The organism is Devosia sp. P2_G7 (assembly GCF_056403495.1).
Genome location: NZ_JBFUFI010000007.1, coordinates 191,869 through 214,155 on the forward strand (window position 1 = coordinate 191,869; position 22,287 = coordinate 214,155).

Consider the following 22,287-nt stretch of genomic DNA (forward strand, 5'->3'; position numbering starts at 1 on the left):
AAAACGCGCCCGAGCGGGAGCTCCCGCGATCGGGATTTGACGATGACTTGGATTTCGCGTTTCGGCACCGCACTCATTCTCACGCTGGCCGTAGGTGCCACGCAGCCCGTCCTGGCGCAGAGCGGCGAGGTCAATGTCTACTCCTACCGTGAGCCCGGCCTGATCCAGCCGCTGCTCGACAAGTTCACCGCCGAAACCGGTATCAAGACCAACGTGCTGTTCGCCGGCGACGGCCTGCTCGAACGCGTCCAGGCCGAGGGCGAGCTGTCGCCCGCCGACGTAGTGCTGACCGTCGATATCGGCAATCTCGCCAACGCCAAGGATTTCGGCATCACCCAGGCCATCCCGGCCGAGGCGCAGGCCCGCGTGCCCGCCGCCTACCAGGACCCGGACGGCCAGTGGATCGCCCTGTCGCTCCGCGCCCGCGTCTTCTATGCCAGCAAGGATCGCGTCCCCGAGACGGCGCTGACCTACGAGGATATCGCCAAGCCCGAGTGGAAAGGGCGCCTCTGCACCCGCTCCGGCCAGCACGTCTACAATATCGGGCTGATCGCCACCCGCATCTCGCACTGGGGCGTCGACAAGACCCGCGGCTGGCTCACCAAGGTGCGCGACAACCTCAATGGCCCGGTCTCCGGCGCCGACCGCGATCAGGTGAAAAAGATCCTCGATGGCAGCTGCGACCTCGCCATCGGCAACACCTATTACATGGGCCTGATGCTCAACAACGACGCCGAGCCCGAGCAGAAGACCTGGGCCGCCGCCGCCCGCATCATCTACCCCGATCCCGATGGCGACGGCACGCAGGTGAACGTCTCGGGCGCGGTGATCGCCAAATACGCGCCCAACCAGGCCAACGCCCAGAAGCTGGTCGAATTCCTGCTGTCGGACGAAGCCCAGCACCTATATGCCAGCGGCAACTACGAATTCCCCGTGGTCGCCGGCGTCGCCCCGTCCGATCTCGTCGCCAGCTGGGGCGAACTCAAGGCGGATAGAACTCCGCTCACCGAGATCGCCGCCCACCGCAAGGAAGCCAGCGCCCTCGTCGACGAACTCCGCTTCGACGAAGGCCCGCAGAACTAGCGCGGACACGTTGCCGCAGCGACCCACGCCGCCGGCAACCCCGAAACCGGCGGCTCTGCTGGCGACTCCAGCGCCGCCCTGGAACCGTTCTAAAAGACGGTCACAAACCGGCAACAATCCGCCGCGCCGGATTGTTGACTTTACGTGTCAGAATTCGTGTTTGCCCCTGTCACCGGCGCCTCACGGGCGCCGATCACAGGAGATTCTGATGACCATGACGATGCGACTGTCGGCTGCGCTGCTTGGCGCCGCGATGATTGCCGGCACCGCCGCGCCAAGCTTTGCCCAGAGCGGCGAAGTCAATATCTACAGCTACCGCGAGCCTGGGCTGATCCAGCCGCTGCTCGACAAATTCTCCGCCGCCACCGGCGTCAAGGCCACCGTGCTCTACGCCGGTGACGGCCTGCTCGAGCGCGTCGCCGCCGAAGGCGAACTGTCGCCGGTCGACGTCGTGCTCACCGTTGATATCGGCAACCTCGTCGGCGCCAAGACGCAGGGCCTGACCCAACCGATCACCACCCCGGCGCTGACCGAACGCCTGTCGCCGGAGTTCCGCGACGCCGACGGCCACTGGGCCGCGCTGTCGCTGCGCGCCCGTGTCTTCTACGTCAGCAAGGATCGCGTCGATGCCACCGCGCTGACCTATGAGGACATCGCCAAGCCCGAGTGGAAGGGGCGCCTGTGCACCCGTCCGGGCGACCACGCCTACAATATCGGCCTCGTCGCCAGCCGCATCGCCGCCTGGGGCGAGGACAAGACCCGAATTTGGCTGACCGCCGTGCGCGACAACATGTCGGCTCCGCCGGCCGGCAACGACCGCGCTCAGGTCAAGGCCATCCTCGAGGGTTCGTGCGATCTCGCCATCGCCAACACCTACTACATGGGCCTGATGCTCACCAACGACGCCGAGCCCGAGCAGAAGGACTGGGCCGCCTCCGCCCGCATCGTCTATCCGGACGCCGAGACCGACGGCACCCAGGTGAACGCCGCCGGCGCCTTTATCGCCAAATACGCGCCGAACGCCGACAACGCCAACAAGCTGATCGAATTCCTGCTCTCCGACGAGGCGCAGCAGCTTTACGCCGATGCCAACTACGAGTATCCGGCGGTAACGAGCGTCAAGCCGGCTGAACTGACCCAGAGCTGGGGCACGCTCAACCCCTCGAAGGTCTCTCTCACCGCCACTGCCGATTTCCGCGACGAAGCGGCGGCGCTGGTCGATGAGCTGAAATTCAACGAAGGTGCGCAGAACTAACCAGAGGCGGAGGCTGAGCATCAGCCGAACGACTGCAGCACCGATGAGATCCGGAACCGGCGAGGGCAAGCTCCCGCCGGTTTCGGCCATTGTGCTGCTGGCCCTGATGGGCCTGCCGATCCTCTGGCTGGCCATCGCCGCGCTCGACACCACCGGCGCGGGCGGCCTCGCAGCCGCCATGCTGCCGACGGCCTTGCGCGAAACCGCGACGCTGATGGCCTGGGTCGGCGCCATTACCGGCGTCCTCGGCCTCGTCTCGGCCTGGCTGGTGACGCATTTCGATTTCCCCGGCCGCCGCATCTTCGAGTGGGCGCTGGTGCTGCCGCTGGCCATCCCGACCTATCTGGCGGCTTATTCCTACGTCGAGTTCCTCGATTTCACCGGCCCGATCCAACAGGCGCTGCGCGCCGTCATCGGCGGCGAAACCATCAAGGATTACTGGTTCCCCCAGATCAAGAGCCCCACGGGCGCCGCTTTCGTCCTCTCGATGGTGCTCTACCCTTATGTCTATGCCTCCTGCCGCGCCTTCTTCGTCATGCAGTCGGGGTCCATCTCCGCCGCCGCGCGCACCCTGGGAGCAGGGGGCTTTCGCGCCTTCTTCTCCGTCACCCTGCCGCTGAGCCGCCCGGCCCTCGTCGTCGGCATCACCCTCGCCATGATGGAGGTGGTGAACGACCTCGGCGCCGTGCAGTATTTCGGCGTCAACAGCCTCACCGCGGTGATCTACTCCACCTGGATCAACCGCTCGAACTTCGGCGGCGCCGCACAACTGGCGGTGATGATCGTCCTGATCATCGGCCTCCTGATCCTCCTCGAGCAGTGGGCCCGCCGCGACCGCGTCTATGCGCTGCATCGCGACAGCCGCGTTGCCCCGCCGCGCGAACAGCTGGTCGGCACGGAGCGCGCCCTCGCCATCGGCTTCTGCACCATCCTGCTGCTGCTCGGCTTCGGCGTGCCGGTGGGCGAGCTGCTGGTGCTCGCACTGCGCAATCTCGGCCCCGACGCCTTCGGCCTCACCGTCAACGCCGGCGTCACCACCATCACCCTCGCCGCGCTGGGCGCGCTGATCACCGTCATCATCGGCCTCACCGCCGCCCGTATCGGCAAGTCGCGCGCCGCCCACGGCATCATCCGCATCGCCACCCTCGGCTACGCCATCCCGGGCACCGTCCTGGCGCTGGGCCTGCTGCAGCCGCTCGGCCAGGCCGACCTGTGGTTCAACCGCCTGACCATGGCGCTGGCCGATTGGCGCCCCGGCCTGATCCTCTCCGGCTCCATCGCCGCGCTGCTCTATGTCTACGCCATCCGTTTCCTCGCGGTGTCGCACTCCACCATCGATGCAGCGATGAAGAAGCGCGGCGACACCATGCTCGATGCCGGTCGCGTGCTCGGCGTCACCGGCTGGCGACTGTTGTTGCGCGTCGATCTGCCGACCCTGTCGCCCGCTCTGCTGACGGCGGCGACGCTGGTCTTCGTCGAGATCGTCAAGGAACTGCCGGCGACGCTGTTGCTGCGTCCGCTCGGCGTCGAAACACTGGCGACTGTGGTCTACGCCCGCGCCAATGTCAGCCTATTCACCGAAGCGGCGCTTCCGGCGCTGACGATCGTCTTGGTGGGTCTGGTGCCCGTCATTCTTTCCACCCGCTTCAGCGATCGGCGCTGACGCGATACATTGGAAATTAACCTCTCATTGACTAAGCATTAGCCGGTTGGGTCTTTCCTTCATTTGATCGGTTCTTGGGGCGCCGGGGCATGAGAGATTTCGTCCTCACGCGGCTCGCGGTTTTCGTCGGGGCAGTTGTCGGTGCGGCCGTCGTGCTGTTCCTGCTCCTCGACGTCTTGCCGGACGCGGGTGGCGTCGATCGTCCCGTCTGGGCGCGGTTCCTCGGCCTCTTCATCGGTGACACCGGCGCCGGCCCTAACGGCTTCGGCGAACGCCTTGCAGTGACTTTGCCGCTGGTGCTGCTGGCGCTGCTGGTCACCGGGGCATTCGGCATTGGGCTCGGCCTCGCCGCCGGCCGCTATCGCGGTACGCTCGTCGATCGCCTGGTGCGCGCGCTGTCGGCCGTCCTCACGCTCGTGCCGCCATTCTGGCTCGGCATGTTGCTGGCGCTGGTCTTCGCTGGCCTGCTCCGCCTGCTGCCCGCCAGCGGTTTCGTGCCCTGGGGCAACAACATCTCCGGCGCACTCGCCTCGCTGCTGCTGCCGGCCCTCGCGCTCGGCCTGCCCTATGCCGGCCAGCTGGCGCTGCGTGTCCGCCGCGATCTCGCTGATACGCCGCCCGCCGATATCCTCCGCCTCCGCGCCAGTGGCGTTCCCGAGCGGCAGGCCACCTGGCAGATCGGGCTCGCCCGAGCGCTGCCCGAGTTCCCGGAAATCCTCGGCCGCACCTTTGGCGCGCTGCTGATCGGCGCGGCGCTGGTCGAGAGTGTGTTCTACCTGCCGGGTCTCGGCCGCCAGATCCTCGGCGCCGCCGAGCAGCACGACCTCGCGCTGCTGCGTGGCGCGCTGTTCCTGCTGATCCTCGTCGCCGCCTTCGGCATGCTGCTGTTCGCTTTGCTGCGCGTGCTCGTCGATCCCGCACTTCGTCCGGCGGTGCGGCAATGACCGCCGAAGCTGCACCCGCTGCGCGCCGCGGCGTCAATCTGAGCGTCGTCCTCGGTGGGGCGCTGGCGGTAGTCATCGCGATCCTCGCGCTGGTCTCCCTCGCCTGGACCCCGCACGGCTCGGCCTTGTTGACACCACTCGCCGAGCCCGATGCGGTGCACTGGATCGGCACCGACGCCGCCGGCCGCGACGGCGCATCCGTCCTCATGGCCGCAACGCTCGCAACGCTCCTGCTCGCCTGGTTCGCCACCCTCGTCAGCCTGCTCGTCGGCGTGCCCATCGGCGCCGCACTGGCGCTGTTGCGCGGCCCCGCCACCTTCATCGCCCATGCCATCGCCATGCTGCCGCCCGCCCTCTTGATCGGCATGGTGTTCGCCGGCCTGGCCGCCCCCGCCAACCTCACCATTTTCCTCGCTATCGCCCTACCGGGGGTCGTCGTCGCGGCGGCCATCACGCGCGAGGTGCTGGCCCCGCTGTGGCAGCGTGATTTCGTCGCCGCGGCGCGCCTCGCCGGCCTGCGCCCACTGGCGGCGGCACAGCGCCACGTGCTGCCGCGCCTGCTGCCGCAACTCGGTGCCCTAGGCTTCGAACTGCTGGCGGTAGCCATTCTCATCGAGGTCAGCCTGTCCTTCGCCGGCCTCGGCGTGCTGCCGCCCGGCGTCAGCCTCGGGCTGATGCTGCGCGACGCCCAGCAGTTCATGATGGTCCGTCCCTTGCTGATGATCGTGCCGGGCGCGGTCGCCGTCGTCACGGCGCTGGCGCTGATGCTGGCGGCCAGCGGTTTGCGGGGAGCGCGCCATGGCGCTGCTGCTTGAGCTCGCCGGCCTCGCCATCACCGTAGCCGGCCGGCGCCCACTTGCCGGCATCGACCTCGCTCTCGACGACGGCGCCGTACTTGCCATCGTCGGCCGCGCTGGCAGCGGCAAGACCCTGCTTGCACTTGCGATCGCTGGCCTGCTTCCCTCGGGCGCAGTCGTCGAAGGCACCGGCTTGCCGGCTGCTCACACCGCCCTCGTCGGCCCCGATGCGGACGCCGCCGAGCTCACCCGCCAACTCGATCACAGCCCGCGGCTGCTCGTCTGCGACGAGCCGGGCAGGGCGCTCACTCCTGCCGGTCAGCGCGAATTGCTGACCGCACTGCTCACCGCCAACCGCGATCGCGGCATCGCCGTGCTGATCCTCACCCGTGATTTCCGCCTGCCGCTCGCCATGGAGCTCGAAACCGCAATCCTGAGCGACGGCAAGCTCATCGAGCGCGCCCCGGCTGCTGCCCTGCAGGAGCATCCCCAGCACGCCGCAGCGCGCGAGCTGATCGGCGCCGGCAAACCCCGTACCCGCACCATGGCGCGTCCGCCGATCGGCGAGCCGCTGCTCGAACTACACGGCGTCAGCAGGCGCTTTTCCGATCCGGCCTCGCGCCTGTGGAACCGCAAGCCGCCGCGCACCGCCCTCGACAACATTACCTTGTCGGTCCGCCGTGGCGAGGCCGTCGGCCTGCTCGGCGGCGCCGGCGCCGGCAAGTCGGTGCTGCTGCAGTTGGTCGCGGGGCTCGGGCGCGCCAGCTCCGGCCAGCTGGGGTTCGATCGAGCGCCATATCGCGGCAGCGATCTCGCCCACGAGGCCCGCGCCCGCATCAGCTTCATGTTCCCCGACCCGCACGCCGCCTTCAATCCGGACCTGCCGGTGGGCCTGTCACTCACCGAGCCGTTGCGGGTCGAAGAGCAATTGCTGATCGACGAGCAGGCCGATCGGCTGGTCGAGGCCGTGCGCGTTGTCGGCGTTGCGCCCGATGTGCTCGACCGCCTGCCGGGTCAGTTCACCGCCATGGAACTGCAGCGCCTGGCTCTGGCGCGTGCTCTGGTCAGCCGCCCGAGCCTGATCGTCCTCGACGAGCCGACCGCCCGTCTCGATCCGGTCGAGCAGGCCGAGTTCCTGGTGCTGTTCAACCGTGTCCGCTCGGACTACGGCCTCACGGTGCTCTGCGGCAGCCGCGACTTCGACGTGCTGCGCCTCATCGCCGACCGCATCCTGGTGCTGGAGGCCGGTCATATCGTCGAAGGCGGCAAGCCCGCCGAACTGACCGAAGCCGCGGAGCATCCCGCGACGCAGGCGTTGCTCGCCGCCCGGTATCCCGGGCCGCTGCCGCCGGCGTCAGTACCCGAGCCGCCACCGGCAGCCCCTGAGCCCCCTCCGCCGGTCGAAGAGCCACCGGCTCCCGCGCTAGATGACAGCCCCGACAAATCCACCGAAAGCCGGCAGATCGAGCCCGCCGTCGCCGGCGGGAGCGGGGACGGAGCCGGGAGCGTCGATCCCCCTGACCCCGAGCCCGTCGGGCAGGCCGACGACGATCGGGCCGCCAGTCATGTTGAAGGCGCAAAGTAACGTCTCGCCATCTGCCGTGCGGGTGAACATCAGCACCCCCTCCGGCGCGTCGAGCGTCTTGATCGTCCCCTTCACCAGCGCCTTGTGCTCCTTCCGGAGTTTCAGCGTCGCCCGGTAGTGGTGCAGCAGCGAGTCGTTCTGCTTTTCCTGCAGGTCCGGCGCCTTCAGCAGGTGATCGCCCGGCACCGGCAGCCACGCCCGCGGCGCGGTCGAGAAGCCACCCAGATGTGCCGACGATTGCCACACCATCGGCGTGCGGCATCCGTCGCGGCCCTTGAACTGCGGCCAGAACTCGATGCCGTAGGGGTCCACCAGGTCCTCGAACGACAACTCCGCCTCGGTCAGCCCCAGTTCCTCGCCCTGGTACAGGCACACCGAGCCGCGCATCGTCAGCAGCATCGTTGCCGTCAGCTTGCCGAAGGCCTCGCGGTCGCCATGGCTCATCCACCGGCTCACATGCCGCACCACGTCGTGGTTCGAGAACGCGAGGCAGATCCAGCCTTCCGGCGCGTCCTTCTCGGTCAGGTCGATCGACTTCCTGAAATGCCCGGCGTCGAACGCCCCGCCCAGATAGTCGAACGTGTAGGCCATGTGCAGCTTGTCGGTCCCCGACGTATACGCCGCCATCACCTCGAGCTGGTGCTGGCTGTCCCCGATCTCGCCCACCGAAGTCCGGCCCGGATACTCGTCGAGCAGCGCACGGATGCGGGTGAGGAACTCGAGGTTCTCCGGCCGGCTCTTGTCGTAGAGGTGTTCCTGGAAATTGTAGGGGTTCACCGCGGGTGCGGTGGACGCGTTGAAATCCTCCGGTTTCACCACCGGGTTCGACTCGAGCCCCAGCGAGGCGAAATAGAAGTTCACCGTGTCGAGCCGGAACCCATCCACCCCGCGCTCCAGCCAGAACCGCATGTCGCCGAGCACCGCGTCCTGCACGTCCGCGTTGTGGAAGTTGAGGTCCGGCTGCGAGGTGAGGAAGTTGTGCATGTAGTACTGCATGCGCCGGCTGTCCCAGGTCCAGGCCGAGCCGCCGAAGATCGAGAGCCAGTTGTTGGGCGGCGTGCCGTCCGGGTTCGGATCGGCCCACACATACCAGTCGTGCCGCGGATTGGTCCGGTTCTGCCGGCTCTCGGCGAACCACGGATGCTTGTCCGAGGTGTGCGAGATCACCTGGTCGATGATCACCTTCAGCCCGCGCGAATGCGCCTTCTCCAGCAGCCGGTCGAAATCCCCGAGCGTGCCGAAGATCGGATCGACATCGCGGTAGTTGGAGACGTCGTAGCCAAAGTCCTTCATTGGCGAGGTGAAGAACGGGCTAAGCCAGATCGCATCCACCCCGAGATCGGCAACATAGTCCAGCCGCTCGGTGATCCCCACCAGGTCGCCAACCCCATCGCCGTTATGGTCCTGAAACGAGCGCGGATAGATCTGATAGATCACCGCCCCACGCCACCAATCCTTGTCGAGCGGCTGGTCGGGCACGGACTTCTGCTCCGTCATCGGCGGAACGGCCATCATCGGCGGCACAACGCTCATGGGTTACTCCTGGGTGGGCGGCGGGTGCGCAACGTGTGGCGCGGGGCGCGGGGCGGAGTCAATCGCGCGGATATGCGCAGCGGCCCTGCGCAAACCTCAAAACGAAAGGGCGGCCCATGCGGACCGCCCTCCCGTTCGTGACCTTTGGGAAAAGGTCGGATGTCGTTGCGTGGACTTAGAAGTCCATGCCACCCATGCCGCCCATGCCGCCGCCGCCCGGCATCGCCGGGGCCGCGTCCTTCGGCACTTCGGCGATCATTGCCTCGGTGGTGATGAGGAGCGAAGCAACCGAAGCCGCGTCCTGCAGGGCGGTGCGAACCACCTTCACCGGGTCGACCACGCCCATGGCAACCATGTCGCCATATTCGCCGGTCTGGGCGTTGTAGCCAAAGTTCGGGTTGGTGCTTTCGAGGATCTTGCCGACCACGACCGAGCCTTCATCGCCAGCATTGTTGGCGATCTGACGGACCGGCTCCTGGAGAGCGCGACGGACGAGAGCAATACCGGCCTGCTGGTCGGAATTCGCACCCTTGGCAGTGATGGCGTTCGAAGCGCGCAGCAGCGCGACGCCGCCGCCCGGCACGATGCCTTCTTCAACCGCGGCGCGGGTCGCGTTCAGCGCGTCGTCGACGCGGTCCTTGCGCTCCTTGACCTCGATTTCGGTCGAACCGCCGACCTTGATCACCGCAACACCGCCGGCGAGCTTGGCCAGACGTTCCTGCAGCTTTTCCTTGTCGTAGTCCGAAGTGGTCTCTTCGATCTGCGCCTTGATCTGGGCCACGCGGCCTTCGATGTCGGACTTCTGACCGGAGCCGTCGACGATCGTGGTGTTCTCCTTGGAGATTTCCACGCGCTTGGCAGTGCCGAGCATGTCGAGAGTGACGTTCTCGAGCTTGATGCCGAGATCTTCCGAGATCACCTGGCCGCCGGTGAGGACGGCGATGTCTTCGAGCATGGCCTTGCGGCGATCGCCGAACCCAGGAGCCTTGACGGCAGCGACCTTGAGGCCGCCGCGGAGGCGGTTGACGACGAGCGTGGCCAGGGCCTCGCCCTCGATGTCCTCGGCAACGATCAGCAGCGGACGCTGCGACTGCACCACGGCTTCGAGGATCGGCAGCATGGCCTGCAGGTTCGAGAGCTTCTTCTCGTGCAGCAGGATCACCGGATCCTCGAGCACCGCAACCATCTTCTCGGCATTGGTGACGAAGTACGGCGAGAGGTACCCGCGGTCGAACTGCATGCCCTCGACGACGTCGAGTTCAGTCTCGGCGGTCTTGGCTTCCTCGACGGTGATGACACCCTCGTTGCCGACCTTCTGCATCGCATTGGCAATCATCTCGCCGATGGCGGTTTCGCCGTTGGCGGAAATGGTGCCGACCTGCGCGACTTCGGCGTTCGAAGAAATGGTCTTCTTGGCCTTGCCGAGGTTGTCGACGACTTCCAGCACGGCCAGATCGATGCCGCGCTTCAGGTCCATCGGGTTCATGCCGGCAGCGACGAGCTTGACGCCCTCGTTGACGATGGCCTGGGCCAGCACGGTCGCGGTGGTGGTGCCGTCACCGGCAATGTCGTTGGTCTTCGAGGCAACAGCGCGCACCATCTGGGCGCCCATGTTCTCGAACTTGTCCTCGAGCTCGATTTCCTTGGCGACGGTGACGCCGTCCTTGGTGATGCGCGGGGCACCGAACGACTTGTCGATCACGACGTTACGGCCCTTCGGACCGAGCGTGACCTTCACTGCATTGGCGAGGATGTTGACGCCGCGGACCATCTTGTCGCGGGCATCGGTGGAGAACTTTACGTCTTTCGCAGCCATTGGAGGCGCTCCTTACGAGTTGAAAAGGGAGTGGTCGAAACCGGCGAAGCGCCTGGTTACGAGATCACGCCCATGATGTCGGATTCCTTCATGATCAGAAGGTCCTTGCCGTCGAGCTTCACCTCGGTGCCGCTCCACTTGCCGAACAGGATTCGGTCGCCGGCCTTGACGTCCAGCGCCACGACCTTGCCGCTCTCGTCACGGGCGCCGGGGCCGACGGCCTCGACGATACCCTCGGAGGGCTTTTCCTTGGCGGTATCGGGGATGATGATGCCGCCAGCCGATTTCTCTTCGCTGTCGACGCGCCGGACGACCACGCGGTCGTGCAGGGGACGGAAAGCCATTTTTGCTCCTATCAGCCTCTAAATGATTTCGCACCTGTTAGCACTCGTGATCGAGGAGTGCTAACGGCTGGCTGGGGATATAGGAGGGGCCCCGAAACGAGTCAAGGACGAGCGCAGCCATACGCTGGCGATGTGGCGACTATGCGACAAGCGCATGAAACAGGAGGCTTGCCGATGCGTTTGGGTGCGGACAGAAACCGTAAACCCGACCGATGGTAAGTTGCAAAGCGCCCGGCTTGGCGGTACCTGAGGCTGAAATTACCCCGGAGCAGACGTGACCGTCGTCCAATTCGATAGCCATACCCGCAAATCCCCGGAAGCCTGGGTCGCCCCACAACTGGCCGTCATCGTGCCCAGCTACAACGAGCGCGAGAACATTGCGCTGCTGTACGAGAAGGTCACTGCGGCGCTCGGCTCCATACCGTTCGAGTTCATCGTCGTCGACGACAACTCGCCCGACGGCACCCATGACCTGGTACGAGACATGGCGCGGCGGCACCCTAACGTGCGCGGCATCCATCGCCTCGGCCGGCGCGGCCTGAGTTCGGCCGTCATCGAGGGCATCCTCGCAAGTGCTGCGCCGTATTTCGCCGTCATCGACGCCGACCTCCAGCACGACGAGCGCATCCTGCCGCAGATGCTGGAGAAGGCCATTGCCGGCGACCACATCGTCGTCGGAACCCGGTATGACGGCCAGGGCAGCGTCGGTGAGGGACTTTCCAAGACTCGCGAGGCCGGCAGCCGCTTCGCCACCAAGCTCTCGAACGTGTTGACCGGCGAAACGCTCAGCGACCCGATGAGCGGCTTCTTCCTGATGCGCCGCGAGGTGTTCGACGAGGTGGCCCCTGCGCTCAGCGATGACGGATTCAAGATTCTGCTCGATATCATCGTCTCGGCGGGCCGGTTCCACGCTCTCCATGGCAAGCAGCTCAGGATAGGCGAGGTGCCCTATACCTTCCGCCCGCGCCATGCCGGCGAGAGCAAGATGAGCCCGATCATCGTCGTCCAGTTCCTGGGCCTGATCGTTTCGAAGCTCACCCGCGGCCTGTTGCCCACCAGCTTCCTGCTGTTCGGTCTCGTCGGCGGCTTCGGCGTCATCGTCCACATGGGGACGCTGTGGCTGACACACGAGCGGCTGGGTTTCAATTTCGTCTGGGCGCAGACAGCCGCGACCATCCTCGCCATGACCTTCAACTTCGTGCTCAACAACGAGCTGACCTACGCCAGCAAGAAGCTGCGCGGCTGGCGCTATCTCACCGGCATGCTGACCTTCTACGCCGTCTGTTCCATCGGCGCCCTGGCCAACGTCTCCGTCGCCAGCTGGATCTATGCCTATGACGGCTCGTTCTACCTCGCGGGCCTGCTCGGCGTGCTGATGAGCGTGGTCTTCAACTACTCTGTCACAAAGGTGTTCACATGGCGGTAAGCGCAGAACTCGAAATCAAGCTCCGCCGCACCGGTGGCGTCGGCCCCAATACCAAATGGACGTGGGAACTGATCGGCGCCGACGGCAAGGTGGCAAAGACCGGCACCGCGCTCGGCGAAGAGCACAAGGCCTTCGCGACCGCCAAGAAGTTCCGGGACAAGCTGACGAAGGCTTGAAGCGGGCTAAGCCGCGCCCTTCTTGCCTTCCAGTTCCGCCCACGCTTGTCGCTTGCGGTAGATCGTCGAGGGGCTGAGTTCGAGCGCCTGGGCGGCCAGCGCGATGTTGCCGCCGAAATTTTCGATCGCTTCCTCGATGATCCGCTGCTCCTGTTGCCACATCGGCAGCACGGTCTGCCGGCGCGGCAACAGCGCTGGCTGCTGCTGAGGGGTGGCTACCGGCCCGTCGAGGTCGGCCTGCGCGAGCATCTCGGCGTCGATCTCGCCGCCGTCGAACATCACGACCAGCCGGTGGATCAGCGTTTCGAGCTGCCGTACGTTGCCCGGCCACTCCTGGGCCATCAACTGCGCCGCCGCCTCCGTCGTGAAGCCGGCGAAGCTCTTGCGCTCCTCGGCCGCGAAGCGGTCGAGGAAGTGTCGCGCCAGCACGGCGACATCCGATGCGCGCTGTCGCAATGGCGGCAGGTGGATCGGCAGAACGTGCAGCCGGTAGAACAGGTCCTCGCGGAACTTGCGCTCGGCGATCAGCTGCATCGGGTTGCGATGCGTGGCACAGATCAGCCTTACGTCCAGCCGGCGCACGCCGCTTTCGCCCAGCCGGCTGATCGTGCCGGTCTGCAGGAACCGCATCAGCTTGCCCTGGAGACTGAGGTCGATCTCGCCGATCTCGTCGAGGAACAGCGTCCCGCCATCGGCGAGCTCCGCCGCACCCTTGTGCTCGTCCGCGCCGGCCATGGCGCCGCCGACTACGCCGAACAGCTCGGCTTCCATCATGTCCTGCGGGATAGCCGCGCAATCGACTGCAACGAAACGCCGGTGTGCACGGCTGCTGCGTTCATGCAGCGCTTCGGCGCAAAGGTCCTTGCCGGTGCCGCTCTCGCCCGTGATGAACACCGGAGCGGCTGAGTCGGCCACCCGCTCGATCTGCTCGTACACCACCTGCATCTGCGTCGAGGCGCCGACGAACCCGCCATAGCGTCCCGTCCGCTCGGCGCCGCGCGGATCGAGCGACAGCGCGTGCGTCTTGCCGTGCCGCTGCGCCAGCTCGCCCACCCGCGCTGCAAAGGCGCGCCCGCCGAGCGGCCGCGCAATATGATCATGGGCGCCAGCCCTGAGCGCCGACAGCGTCGCGCTCACCGAAGCCCCGTCCGACAGCGCGATCACCAGTGCGCCCTGCGACAGCCGCACCAGGCGCGTCACCGCCTCCTCGGCTTCCGCCGACAGGTCGTCGAGGCTCATCAGGTCGACCAGCAGCACATCGTAGCGTTCAGCGCGCAGCCGATCCGCCGCCTGCCGTCCGTTGCGGGCTTCGGCAATAGCCGGCGCCACCACGAGGCAGCCATTCAGCGTTTCGATCAATGCGCTGCAACCCGCCGCGTCGCGATCGACGAGCAGAATGCGGGCGGCAGTTTCCTGGCCGAAGCCGGGAGCGGGCATGGCGACAAGTCCTCGGGCACGTGGCTGTGCTGAATGGAGTGTTGACGAACTGGGTAAATAAAGCGTTCCAGGCGATCGGTGCGAAAACGCGCCAAAGCGCGTGGTTAGCCACACCTGCCTCTCTCCCGCGCCTTTCAGCGCCACGCGCCCGATGCTATGACGGGATGCGTCGAATTGTGTTGGCCATCCTGGGAGCCTGAGCGTACGTGCAAGGCCTCGTCTACATTTTCATCGCGCTGGCCACGCTCGGCGTAGCGGCCGCAGCGTATTTCGGGCTGACCTTTTCGCCCATCGAAGCCTTCGTCACCGCCATGGCCTTCGGCGCCATCGCCGTCGTGCTGATGGAACGTCGCCTGCGCCAGCGCTCCGAAGCGCGGCTCGAGCGCGCCGTCGAGGACCTGGCGCGCCTGCTCTCCACTGACGCCAAGGCCGGGCAAGTGCTGAGCCAGCGCGTCAACGCCATCGCCGACACCAATGCCGGCAACCGCCTTGATGGCATCGAAGCCGATATCTCGGTGCTCGGCACCGTCACCCGCCAGCTCGCCGAGGCGCTCGCCGAGTTCGAGGAAGCCCGCCGCGCCGATGGCGGTTCGGTCCGCGGCGCCTTGGTCGAGGAGCCGCCGCCGGCTGATGACGACATCTTCCTCGATCCGCTGATCCCCGAGGCCGAACTTCGCGCAGCGCTCGATGCCAACCGCCTGGTGTTCCACATCGAGCCGATCGTCATCCTGCCGGCCCGCAAGCCACTCGGCTACGACCTCGTGCCGCGCCTGATGCAGGACGCCGGGGGCCTCGCCGATGCCCCCGATTTCATGCCACGCCGCGGCGGCGAGGACCTGATCCGCCGTATCGAGGCAATGGCGCTCGAGGAAGCCGTCACCATTGCCCGCCGCGCCAAGACCGCCGGCCAGCCGATCCGGCTTTTCCTGCCGCTCAGCCGTGCCACCATCCTCGACAAGAAGGCGCTGGAGCAGGTTACCGCGACCCTGGTCGCCAACCAGGCCATCACCTCGTCGCTGAACTTCGCCATCCGCCAGACCGAATGGAAGCCGCTCGGCCCGTCGGAGAAGCGCGCGCTCTACGAGTTCAGGAAGGCCGGCGCCGGGTTCGTCCTCACCGATGCCACCTCGTTGCGCTTCGACTTCGCCGAGCTCGAGGGCCTCGGCTTCGGCTCGGTCCGCTTCGATGCCACCCGCTTCCTCGGCCAGCCGCAGACCTTCACCGATTTCCACACCGCCGACATCGCGCCCTACGCCAAGCGCTTCGAAATCGAGCTCTGCGGCACCGGGGTGATCGACGAGCAGCAGTTGCTCAGCCTGTTCGAAGATGGCATCAGCCTGGTGCAGGGCCCCCACATCGGCCGGCCCGGCCCGGTGCGACCCGACCTTGTGGTCGAGCGCCCGCGCGATGCCGGGCGCCGCGTCGAGGCGCAAGCCTAACAGACTGGATCTACAATGCAGGCACTTGATGGACTGAGCGAGATCGCCCCTCGCTACGATGTGGTGTTGAGCGACATCTGGGGCGTCGTGCACAACGGCGTCGCTGCCCATCCTACGGCCGTTGAGGCGTTGGTGAACTACCGCCGTGGCGGAGGCCGTGTCGTCCTCATCAGCAATGCCCCGCGCCCCTCCGGCCCCATCATCGAGATGATGGATGGCTTCGGCGTCTCGCACGAAGCCTATGACGACGTGGTGACCTCCGGCGACGCCACCCGCGTGATCCTCGAGGGCTATCGCGGCAAGACCGTCCACTATGTCGGCCCACCCAAGGAGAACGACAGCCTGTTCGAGGGTCTCGACATCACCATCGGCGCCGCGGAGTCGGCGAAGGCCGTGGTCGTCACCGACCTCGACACCGACGACGACACGCCGGACATGTACAACGATCGCATTACCCTCTGGCTCAGCCGCAACCTGCCGCTGATCGCCGCCAATCCCGACCGGGTGGTGGAACACGGCGACCGGCTCATCTATTGCGGCGGCGCCCTGGCCGATCTCTACGAGGCCCGCGGCGGCATGATCGTCATGGTCGGCAAGCCCTACAAGCCGATCTACTCCGAAGCGCTGCGCCTCGCGGAGAAAGCAGCCGGCCAGCCGGTCGACCGCTCCCGCATCCTCGCCATCGGCGACTCGGTCCGCACCGACGCCATCGGCGCCGCCGGGGCAGGGCTCGACCTGCTGTTCATCACCGGCTCGATCCACGCGGCCGAACTCGACGCCTTCGGCAAGGCCGACCCTGCAGCTATCCGCGCGCTCGTCGAACCCAGCGGCGCCAACGTAGCGGGCTTCATGCCGAAGCTGAGCTGGTAGCAGCAGGACCATCAGTCGGGATGCCTTCTCCCACAAGGGGAGAAGGCAGAAGGCCCACGCCCCGCATACCAGCCTCCAACCTTAGCCGCCTTGCAACCCATCCGGTTTCTTGCCATATCGCCATCACTTTCAGGGCGGGTACGAATTTGAGCGGCTTCATCAGGCTCGCTGGCCTCGACCAGGTTCCGGCGTCGCTCCGCGGCGCCATGGTCGCGATCGGCAATTTCGACGGCTGCCATCGCGGTCACCAGCACGTGTTCCGGGCAATGAAGGCTCGCGCCGCAGCGCTTGGCGTGCCGGCGCTCGTGCTCACTTTCGAGCCTCACCCGCGCGACGTCTTCGCGCCGGCCCCATTCATGTTCCGCCTCACCTATGCCGACCAGAAGGCCGAGATCGCCCAGGCGCTCGGGCTCGACGGCATCGTGGTGATGCCGTTCTCGCTCGAGTTCTCGCACATCGAGGCCGAGGATTTCGTCACCCGCTTCCTCGTCGGAGCGCTTGGTGTGCGCGGTGTCTCGGTCGGCGCCGATTTCCACTTCGGCTACAAGCGCCAGGGCACCCCGGATTTCCTCCGCGATGCGGGCGTCCGCCACGGCTTCGAGGTCGAAATCCTCGACATGCTCGATGAAGGCGACGACCACATCTCGTCCTCCCGTATCCGTGCGTTGCTCGGCGAGGGCGATGTCGCCGCCGCCGCACAGCTGCTCGGCTACCACTGGTTCCTCTCTGGCGAAGTGGTGAAGGGCGACCAGCGGGGCAGGGAACTCGGCTTCCCCACCGCCAATGTCGCGAGCCCCACCGGCTTCGGCCTCTTGCAGGGCGTTTACGCCGTCCGCGCCAAACTCGGCAACCGCCTGCTCGATGGCGTCGCCAGCTACGGCAAGCCGATGTTCAACAACGAGCGGCCACCGTTCGAGACCTGGATCTTCGATTTCGACGAGGACATTTACGGCCAGACGCTGGAAGTCGCGCTCCTGGGCAGTGTTCGCGGCCAGGTGAAGTTCGCAGGTCTCGACGAACTGATCGCCGCGGTGAACAACGACGCCGCCCAGGCACGGCATCTACTGCAAGCGACGCTGCCGGTGTCGGAGCTGGACGAGAAGCTCGGGTTCTTTCGCTAGGCGCTAGCATCGAGGCTGTGGCCACCCCCACCCTCAGTCCCTCCCCACAAGGGGGAGGGAGGCGCAAGAACCGATGCCTCAGTCGTCTCCCTCCCCCTTGTGGGGAGGGATCAAGGGTGGGGGTGGCCCACGCTCCGCTGCTGGCATTTGCACTGGCACCCTGCGTCCCCGCTTGCTAAAAGCCCGCAGCTTCCAAGGTACCTTCCGATGAACGATACTGCGACCAGCGGCGCCGAGACCGACTATTCTGCGACGCTCTTCCTGCCCGAAACCGAGTTTCCGATGCGCGCCGGGCTGCCCGCCCGCGAGCCCGAGTGGCTCAAGCGCTGGGAAGACATGGACATTTACGCTCGCCAGCGCGCCGCTGCTCAGGGCAAGCCCCTGTTCACGCTGCATGACGGCCCGCCCTACGCCAACGGCAACATCCATATCGGTCACGCGCTCAACAAGATCCTCAAGGACCTCGTTTCGCGTTCGAAGACCATGCTCGGCTACAACTCGGCCTATGTGCCGGGCTGGGACTGCCATGGCCTGCCCATCGAGTGGAAGGTCGAGGAGCAGTATCGCGCCAAGGGCAAGAACAAGGACGACGTCGAGATCAACGAGTTCCGCAACGAGTGCCGGAGCTTCGCGCAGTACTGGGTCGATACCCAGCGCGAGGAGTTCAAGCGGCTCGGCGTGGTCGGCGACTGGTCCAACCCCTACCTCACCATGAGCTTCGATGCCGAAGCGCAGATCGCTCGCGAACTGATGAAGGTCGCCGCTTCCGGCCAGCTCTATCGTGGTTCGAAGCCCGTCATGTGGTCGGTGGTCGAGCGCACCGCGCTGGCCGAGGCTGAGATCGAGTATCAGGACTACGAGAGCGACGCGATCTGGGTGAAGTTCCCGATCCACTCGGCCAACGGCGCCTTCGGCACCGGCTCGTTCGAGGATTTCGGCTCGTCCTACGTCGTCATCTGGACCACCACGCCGTGGACCATCCCAGCCAACCGCGCCATCAGCTTTTCATCGAAGATCAGCTACGGCCTCTACGAGGTCACCGGCGCGCCGGAAGGCAACTGGGCCTCGAAGGGCGAGAAATACGTCCTCGCCGACAAGCTCGCCGAAGAGACGCTGGCAAAGGCCAAGGTCGATACCTTCATCCGGCTGCACGACGTCGATTGCTCGAAAATCGTCTCCTGCTCGCATCCGCTGCGCGGGCTCGGCGGCGGCTATGATTTCGAAGTGCCGTTGCTCGATGGCGAACACGTCACCGACGACACCGGCACCGGGTTCGTCCACACCGCGCCGGGCCACGGCCTTGACGACTTCGGCATCTGGATGGATTCCGGCCGCAAGCTCGCCGAGCACGGCATCGACACCACCATCCCCTATGTCGTCGACGACGCCGGCTTCTACACCGCCGCCGCGCCCGGCTTCGAGGGCGCGCGCGTCATCGACGATACCGGCAAGAAGGGCGACGCCAACAACCGTGTCATCGCCGCCCTCGCCGAGCGCAACGCCATGGTCGCCCGCGGCCGGGTGAAGCACCAGTATCCGCATTCGTGGCGCTCGAAGAAGCCGATCATCTTCCGCAACACCCCGCAGTGGTTCGTCTACATGGACCGCCCGTATGCGGCAGAAAAGATCGCGACGCTGAAGCTGTTCTCGGACCATCCGGAGCGGGTGAAGGTCCAGCCGGGCGATACCGTCCGCAGCATCGCCCTCACTGCGATCGAGAACACCAAGTTCTACCCGCAGGCCGGGCAGAACCGCCTCCGCTCGATGATCGCCGATCGCCCCGATTGGGTGCTTAGCCGCCAGCGCGCCTGGGGCGTGCCGATCGCCGTCTTCTACAACGAGAAAACGGACACCATCCTCGTCGACGAAATGGTGAACCAGCGTATCGGCCTCGCCTTCGATGAGGAGGGCGCCGACGCCTGGTTCAAGCCGGGCGCCAAGGAGCGTTTTCTCGGCAATGCCGTGCCCGATCCCGACAACTGGACCAAGGTCGACGACATCCTCGACGTCTGGTTCGAGTCTGGCACCACGCACTCCTGGGTGCTGCGCAACTCGCAGAAGTGGCCGGACATGCAGTTCCCGGCCGGCATGTATCTTGAGGGCTCCGACCAGCACCGCGGCTGGTTCCACTCCTCGCTGCTCGAAAGCAGCGCCACCAACGGCTACGCCCCCTATGCGAGCGTGCTGACACACGGCTTCACCCTCGATGGCGAGGGCAAGAAGATGTCGAAATCGCTGGGCAACACCACCGCCCCGCAGGACGTCATCAAGCAGTACGGCGCCGATATCCTCCGCCTCTGGGTGGCCCAGTCCGACTATTCGGACGACCTGCGCATCGGCAAGGAGATCATCAACTCCACCGTCGACAACTATCGCAAGCTCCGCAACTCGATCCGCTGGCTGATCGGCAACCTCGCCCACCGCAAGGCCGACGAGACCGTCGACTACCGCGACATGCCCGAACTCGAGCAGCTGATCCTGAGTAAGCTGAAGGACCTCGATGTGCTCGTCCGCGAGTCCTACGAGAGCTACGACTACAAGCGCATCGTGGCTGCGCTGTCGAACTTCATGAACATCGACCTCTCGGCGTTCTACTTCGACATCCGCAAGGATGCGCTCTACTGCGACCCGATCTCTTCGGTCCGCCGCCGCGCCACCCTCACCGTGCTCGATCACGTCTTCGACGCGCTCACGGCTTGGCTCGCCCCGATCCTGGTGTTCACCATGGAAGAGGCGTGGCTGGAGCGTCACCCCGGCGCCGATTCGTCGGTGCACCTCAGGCAGTTCCCGAACCTCCCGGCCGAGTGGACCGACGCAAAGCTCGACGAGAAGTGGGAGGCGATCCGCGAAGTCCGCAAGGTCGTCACCGGCGCCCTCGAAATCCAGCGCCGCGACAAGGTGATCGGCGCCTCCCTCGAAGCAGCGCCCAAGGTGTACATCACCGACGACAAGCTCGCCGCCGCCGTCCGCGGCACCGACATGGCCGAAATCTCCATCACCTCGGACATTGAAGTGATCGAGGGCGAGGGCCCGTCCGACGCGTTCCGTCTCGATGAAGTTCGTGGTGTTGCGGTGGTATTCGCCAAAGCCGAAGGCCAGCGCTGCGCGCGTTCGTGGCGGATCTTGCCGGAGGTGGGCAGCGACGCGGAGTACCCGGACTTGTCGCTCCGCGATGCGCAGGCGATGCGTGAACTGAAGGCGGCGGGGCTCTGAGCTTGGCACCGACCTCACAGTCGGATTGCCTTCTCCCCTTGTGGGAGAAGGTGGCCGAAGGCCGGATGAGGGGTCCCGCAACCAAGGGTTGCGCGATCGGAGCGAAGCGACGGGCGACAGCGTGCGCGGAGAGATACCCCTCATCCGCCCTGCGGGCACCTTCTCCCACAAGGGGAGAAGGCAACAGAGGCTCCGCATGCTAACCCGCCCCCACCTCCTCCTCTCGCTCCTTGCCGGCGTAGCCGCCTTCGCCCTCGATCGTGGCCACAAGTTCCTGCAGGTCAGCTCCGATTGCGTCGGCGCCGCCTCCACCGTCTGCATCGAGCATCTCGGCTTCTTCACCCCCACCGCGCCGTTCGGCTGGCGCGGCGGCGAGATCGTCCCCGTCACCAGCTTCTTCGACTACGTGCTGGTCTGGAACACCGGCGTCTCCTATGGCCTGCTCGGCGATCTGCCGGTCTGGGCGCTCGGCGCCGTTGCGGTGGTGGCCATCGTCGCGCTGTTCGTCTGGTGGTCGCGCACCTCCGACGTCCTCGTCCGCTATGGCCTGATGCTGGCCATCGGCGGCGCGGTGTCCAACGCGCTCGATCGGGTGCTTTACGGCGCCGTTGCGGATTTCTTTCACTTTCATTGGCAGGATTGGTCGTTCTACATCTTCAATATCGCCGACGTGGCGATCACATTGGGGGTGTTGCTGCTACTCCTCGACTTCGTCGGGATCGGCCGCAGGAAGCCTGCCTGAACGCAAAGGCGCCTCAATCTGGCCTTAGGGCCCGGTTGCGTGGGCAACGAAAGCGATAACAATTCCGAGCGAATTGTTCGTGGGCCTATGATGGTCTATAAGGCCCGCGCGGGGCGCGCACGGGCCGGGGAAAAGGGAAGTTTCATGCTGAGTGATTTGACCGGGCGGCGGCCCACTTTCAAAGCCGTGACCCGGGGCGGATTGCTGACCGTTGGGCTGGTGCTCGGCCTCGGCCTGAGCGCCTGCACCACGACCGAAGGCACCAATGCCCTCAGCGACGTCGGCACCTTCGAGCGCGAAGTGCTGACCGAGACCATGAAGGGCATGGGCGTGATGGAGCGCGAGGAGAAGCCGGAGAACGCGGAACGCCGCGGCCCGCTGGTCCTGCCTAAGTCCGCCGCGCTGCCGGCGCCACAGGCGGAAAGCAAGACCGCCGAACTGCTGCCCCAGGATTCGAGCAACGTCCAGATCGACACCTCCAACCTCTCGGAGGCCGACCTGAAGCGGCTGCGTAACGCCCGCGTCGTCGACCTGCGCACCCTCAACGGGCGCCCGCTCACCGACGTCGAAGCCAAGCAGCTGACTGCCCGCATGACCGCGGCAAAGCTGAAGGGCGGCCCGCGTCCGCTCTATCTGCCGCCGGAAGAATACTACACCACGGTCAAGGGGCAGGACCTGGTGTGTCTCGCGCCCAACGGCGACCTCGTGCCGCTCACTGACAAGTCGTGCCCGCCGGAAGTCCGCAAGGCCCTGACCGCGCAGGCTAATTAGCCGGTAGGGGACGTCTCGAAGAGACTGACCCTACCCCCTCAACTCGAAAGATGCGCCGCCCGTAACGGGTCC

17 protein-coding genes and 1 pseudogene are annotated in these 22,287 nt (G+C 66.2%); 14 read left to right on the forward strand and 4 right to left on the reverse strand.

Annotation, left to right across the window (positions count from 1 at the left end; translation table 11 throughout):
• The first annotated feature begins 42 nt into the window (after positions 1-42).
• The 6 genes and pseudogenes from AC1DWU_RS13630 to AC1DWU_RS13655 all read left to right on the forward strand — a co-directional run.
• Positions 43-1,083: an extracellular solute-binding protein gene (locus AC1DWU_RS13630; protein ID WP_477150530.1), complete on the forward strand. Its 1,041-nt coding sequence runs from the start codon at positions 43-45 to the stop codon at positions 1,081-1,083.
• A 208-nt stretch (positions 1,084-1,291) separates the two neighbouring features.
• Positions 1,292-2,338, forward strand: coding sequence for an extracellular solute-binding protein (locus AC1DWU_RS13635; protein WP_477150531.1), 1,047 nt, complete (start codon positions 1,292-1,294; stop codon positions 2,336-2,338).
• Positions 2,339-2,381: 43 nt separating this feature from the next.
• Positions 2,382-4,001 (forward strand): ABC transporter permease, encoded by a 1,620-nt coding sequence (locus AC1DWU_RS13640; protein WP_477150532.1) that lies wholly within the window; start codon positions 2,382-2,384, stop codon positions 3,999-4,001.
• 89 nt (positions 4,002-4,090) lie between these two features.
• A complete protein-coding gene (locus AC1DWU_RS13645) occupies positions 4,091-4,945 on the forward strand; it encodes an ABC transporter permease subunit (RefSeq protein WP_477150533.1) in 855 nt (284 codons plus the stop codon).
• Positions 4,942-5,760, forward strand: coding sequence for an ABC transporter permease (locus AC1DWU_RS13650; protein ID WP_477150534.1), 819 nt, complete (start codon positions 4,942-4,944; stop codon positions 5,758-5,760). Before AC1DWU_RS13645 ends, AC1DWU_RS13650 begins: the two co-directional genes overlap by 4 nt.
• 526 nt (positions 5,761-6,286) lie before the next feature.
• Positions 6,287-6,835: pseudogene (locus tag AC1DWU_RS13655) on the forward strand (ATP-binding cassette domain-containing protein); the annotation flags it as partial.
• A 330-nt stretch (positions 6,836-7,165) separates the two neighbouring features.
• On the opposite strand, the gene bglA reads toward AC1DWU_RS13655, so the two are convergent.
• The 3 genes from bglA to AC1DWU_RS13670 all read right to left on the reverse strand — a co-directional run bounded on the left by bglA (position 7,166) and on the right by AC1DWU_RS13670 (position 11,020).
• A complete protein-coding gene (gene bglA / locus AC1DWU_RS13660) occupies positions 7,166-8,824 on the reverse strand; it encodes a beta-galactosidase BglA (RefSeq protein WP_477150605.1) in 1,659 nt (552 codons plus the stop codon).
• A 211-nt stretch (positions 8,825-9,035) separates the two neighbouring features.
• Positions 9,036-10,676, reverse strand: a complete 1,641-nt coding sequence (gene groL / locus AC1DWU_RS13665) for a chaperonin GroEL (RefSeq protein ID WP_477150535.1) — start codon at positions 10,674-10,676, stop codon at positions 9,036-9,038.
• Between the two features lie 56 nt (positions 10,677-10,732).
• Positions 10,733-11,020 carry a co-chaperone GroES gene (locus AC1DWU_RS13670; RefSeq protein WP_055884854.1) on the reverse strand — a complete coding sequence of 96 codons (288 nt, stop codon included), beginning with the start codon at positions 11,018-11,020 and terminating at the stop codon, positions 10,733-10,735.
• Between the two features lie 274 nt (positions 11,021-11,294).
• On the opposite strand from AC1DWU_RS13670, the gene AC1DWU_RS13675 reads away from it, so the two are divergent.
• Together AC1DWU_RS13675 and AC1DWU_RS13680 are read left to right on the forward strand one after the other, a co-directional pair.
• Positions 11,295-12,446, forward strand: coding sequence for a glycosyltransferase (locus AC1DWU_RS13675; RefSeq protein ID WP_477150536.1), 1,152 nt, complete (start codon positions 11,295-11,297; stop codon positions 12,444-12,446).
• A complete protein-coding gene (locus AC1DWU_RS13680; RefSeq protein WP_477150537.1) occupies positions 12,437-12,622 on the forward strand; it encodes a hypothetical protein in 186 nt (61 codons plus the stop codon). The genes AC1DWU_RS13675 and AC1DWU_RS13680 overlap by 10 nt, the downstream gene beginning before the upstream one ends.
• 6 nt (positions 12,623-12,628) lie before the next feature.
• On the opposite strand, the gene AC1DWU_RS13685 is transcribed toward AC1DWU_RS13680, so the two are convergent.
• On the reverse strand, positions 12,629-14,059 hold the full coding sequence (locus AC1DWU_RS13685) for a sigma-54-dependent transcriptional regulator (protein ID WP_477150538.1): 1,431 nt from the start codon (positions 14,057-14,059) through the stop codon (positions 12,629-12,631).
• 206 nt (positions 14,060-14,265) lie between these two features.
• Between AC1DWU_RS13685 and AC1DWU_RS13690 the strand changes: the two genes are divergently transcribed.
• From AC1DWU_RS13690 to AC1DWU_RS13715, 6 genes are all read left to right on the forward strand, one after another.
• Positions 14,266-15,498: an EAL domain-containing protein gene (locus AC1DWU_RS13690; RefSeq protein WP_477150539.1), complete on the forward strand. Its 1,233-nt coding sequence runs from the start codon at positions 14,266-14,268 to the stop codon at positions 15,496-15,498.
• A 15-nt stretch (positions 15,499-15,513) separates the two neighbouring features.
• On the forward strand, positions 15,514-16,368 hold the full coding sequence (locus AC1DWU_RS13695) for a TIGR01459 family HAD-type hydrolase (RefSeq protein WP_477150540.1): 855 nt from the start codon (positions 15,514-15,516) through the stop codon (positions 16,366-16,368).
• A 146-nt stretch (positions 16,369-16,514) separates the two neighbouring features.
• Positions 16,515-17,489 (forward strand): bifunctional riboflavin kinase/FAD synthetase, encoded by a 975-nt coding sequence (locus tag AC1DWU_RS13700; RefSeq protein WP_477150541.1) that lies wholly within the window; start codon positions 16,515-16,517, stop codon positions 17,487-17,489.
• Between the two features lie 207 nt (positions 17,490-17,696).
• Entirely contained in the window at positions 17,697-20,702 is a 3,006-nt protein-coding gene (gene ileS, locus AC1DWU_RS13705) for an isoleucine--tRNA ligase (RefSeq protein WP_477150542.1), read from the forward strand.
• A 196-nt stretch (positions 20,703-20,898) separates the two neighbouring features.
• On the forward strand, positions 20,899-21,444 hold the full coding sequence (lspA, locus tag AC1DWU_RS13710; RefSeq protein WP_477150543.1) for a signal peptidase II: 546 nt from the start codon (positions 20,899-20,901) through the stop codon (positions 21,442-21,444).
• A 144-nt stretch (positions 21,445-21,588) separates the two neighbouring features.
• The gene (locus tag AC1DWU_RS13715; RefSeq protein WP_477150544.1) at positions 21,589-22,215 is read left to right on the forward strand and encodes a hypothetical protein; all 627 of its coding nucleotides are present in this window, start codon (positions 21,589-21,591) and stop codon (positions 22,213-22,215) included.
• Positions 22,216-22,287: the final 72 nt, after the last annotated feature.

Coding starts and splice junctions, on each gene's coding strand:
- AC1DWU_RS13630 (WP_477150530.1), top strand. CDS start 43: ATGACTTGGATTTCGCGTTTCGGCACCGCACTCATTCTCACGCTGGCC.
- AC1DWU_RS13635 (WP_477150531.1), top strand. CDS start 1,292: ATGACCATGACGATGCGACTGTCGGCTGCGCTGCTTGGCGCCGCGATG.
- AC1DWU_RS13640 (WP_477150532.1), top strand. CDS start 2,382: ATGAGATCCGGAACCGGCGAGGGCAAGCTCCCGCCGGTTTCGGCCATT.
- AC1DWU_RS13645 (WP_477150533.1), top strand. CDS start 4,091: ATGAGAGATTTCGTCCTCACGCGGCTCGCGGTTTTCGTCGGGGCAGTT.
- AC1DWU_RS13650 (WP_477150534.1), top strand. CDS start 4,942: ATGACCGCCGAAGCTGCACCCGCTGCGCGCCGCGGCGTCAATCTGAGC.
- bglA (WP_477150605.1), bottom strand. CDS start 8,824: ATGACGGAGCAGAAGTCCGTGCCCGACCAGCCGCTCGACAAGGATTGG.
- groL (WP_477150535.1), bottom strand. CDS start 10,676: ATGGCTGCGAAAGACGTAAAGTTCTCCACCGATGCCCGCGACAAGATG.
- AC1DWU_RS13670 (WP_055884854.1), bottom strand. CDS start 11,020: ATGGCTTTCCGTCCCCTGCACGACCGCGTGGTCGTCCGGCGCGTCGAC.
- AC1DWU_RS13680 (WP_477150537.1), top strand. CDS start 12,437: ATGGCGGTAAGCGCAGAACTCGAAATCAAGCTCCGCCGCACCGGTGGC.
- AC1DWU_RS13685 (WP_477150538.1), bottom strand. CDS start 14,059: ATGCCCGCTCCCGGCTTCGGCCAGGAAACTGCCGCCCGCATTCTGCTC.
- AC1DWU_RS13695 (WP_477150540.1), top strand. CDS start 15,514: ATGCAGGCACTTGATGGACTGAGCGAGATCGCCCCTCGCTACGATGTG.
- ileS (WP_477150542.1), top strand. CDS start 17,697: ATGAACGATACTGCGACCAGCGGCGCCGAGACCGACTATTCTGCGACG.
- lspA (WP_477150543.1), top strand. CDS start 20,899: ATGCTAACCCGCCCCCACCTCCTCCTCTCGCTCCTTGCCGGCGTAGCC.
- AC1DWU_RS13715 (WP_477150544.1), top strand. CDS start 21,589: ATGCTGAGTGATTTGACCGGGCGGCGGCCCACTTTCAAAGCCGTGACC.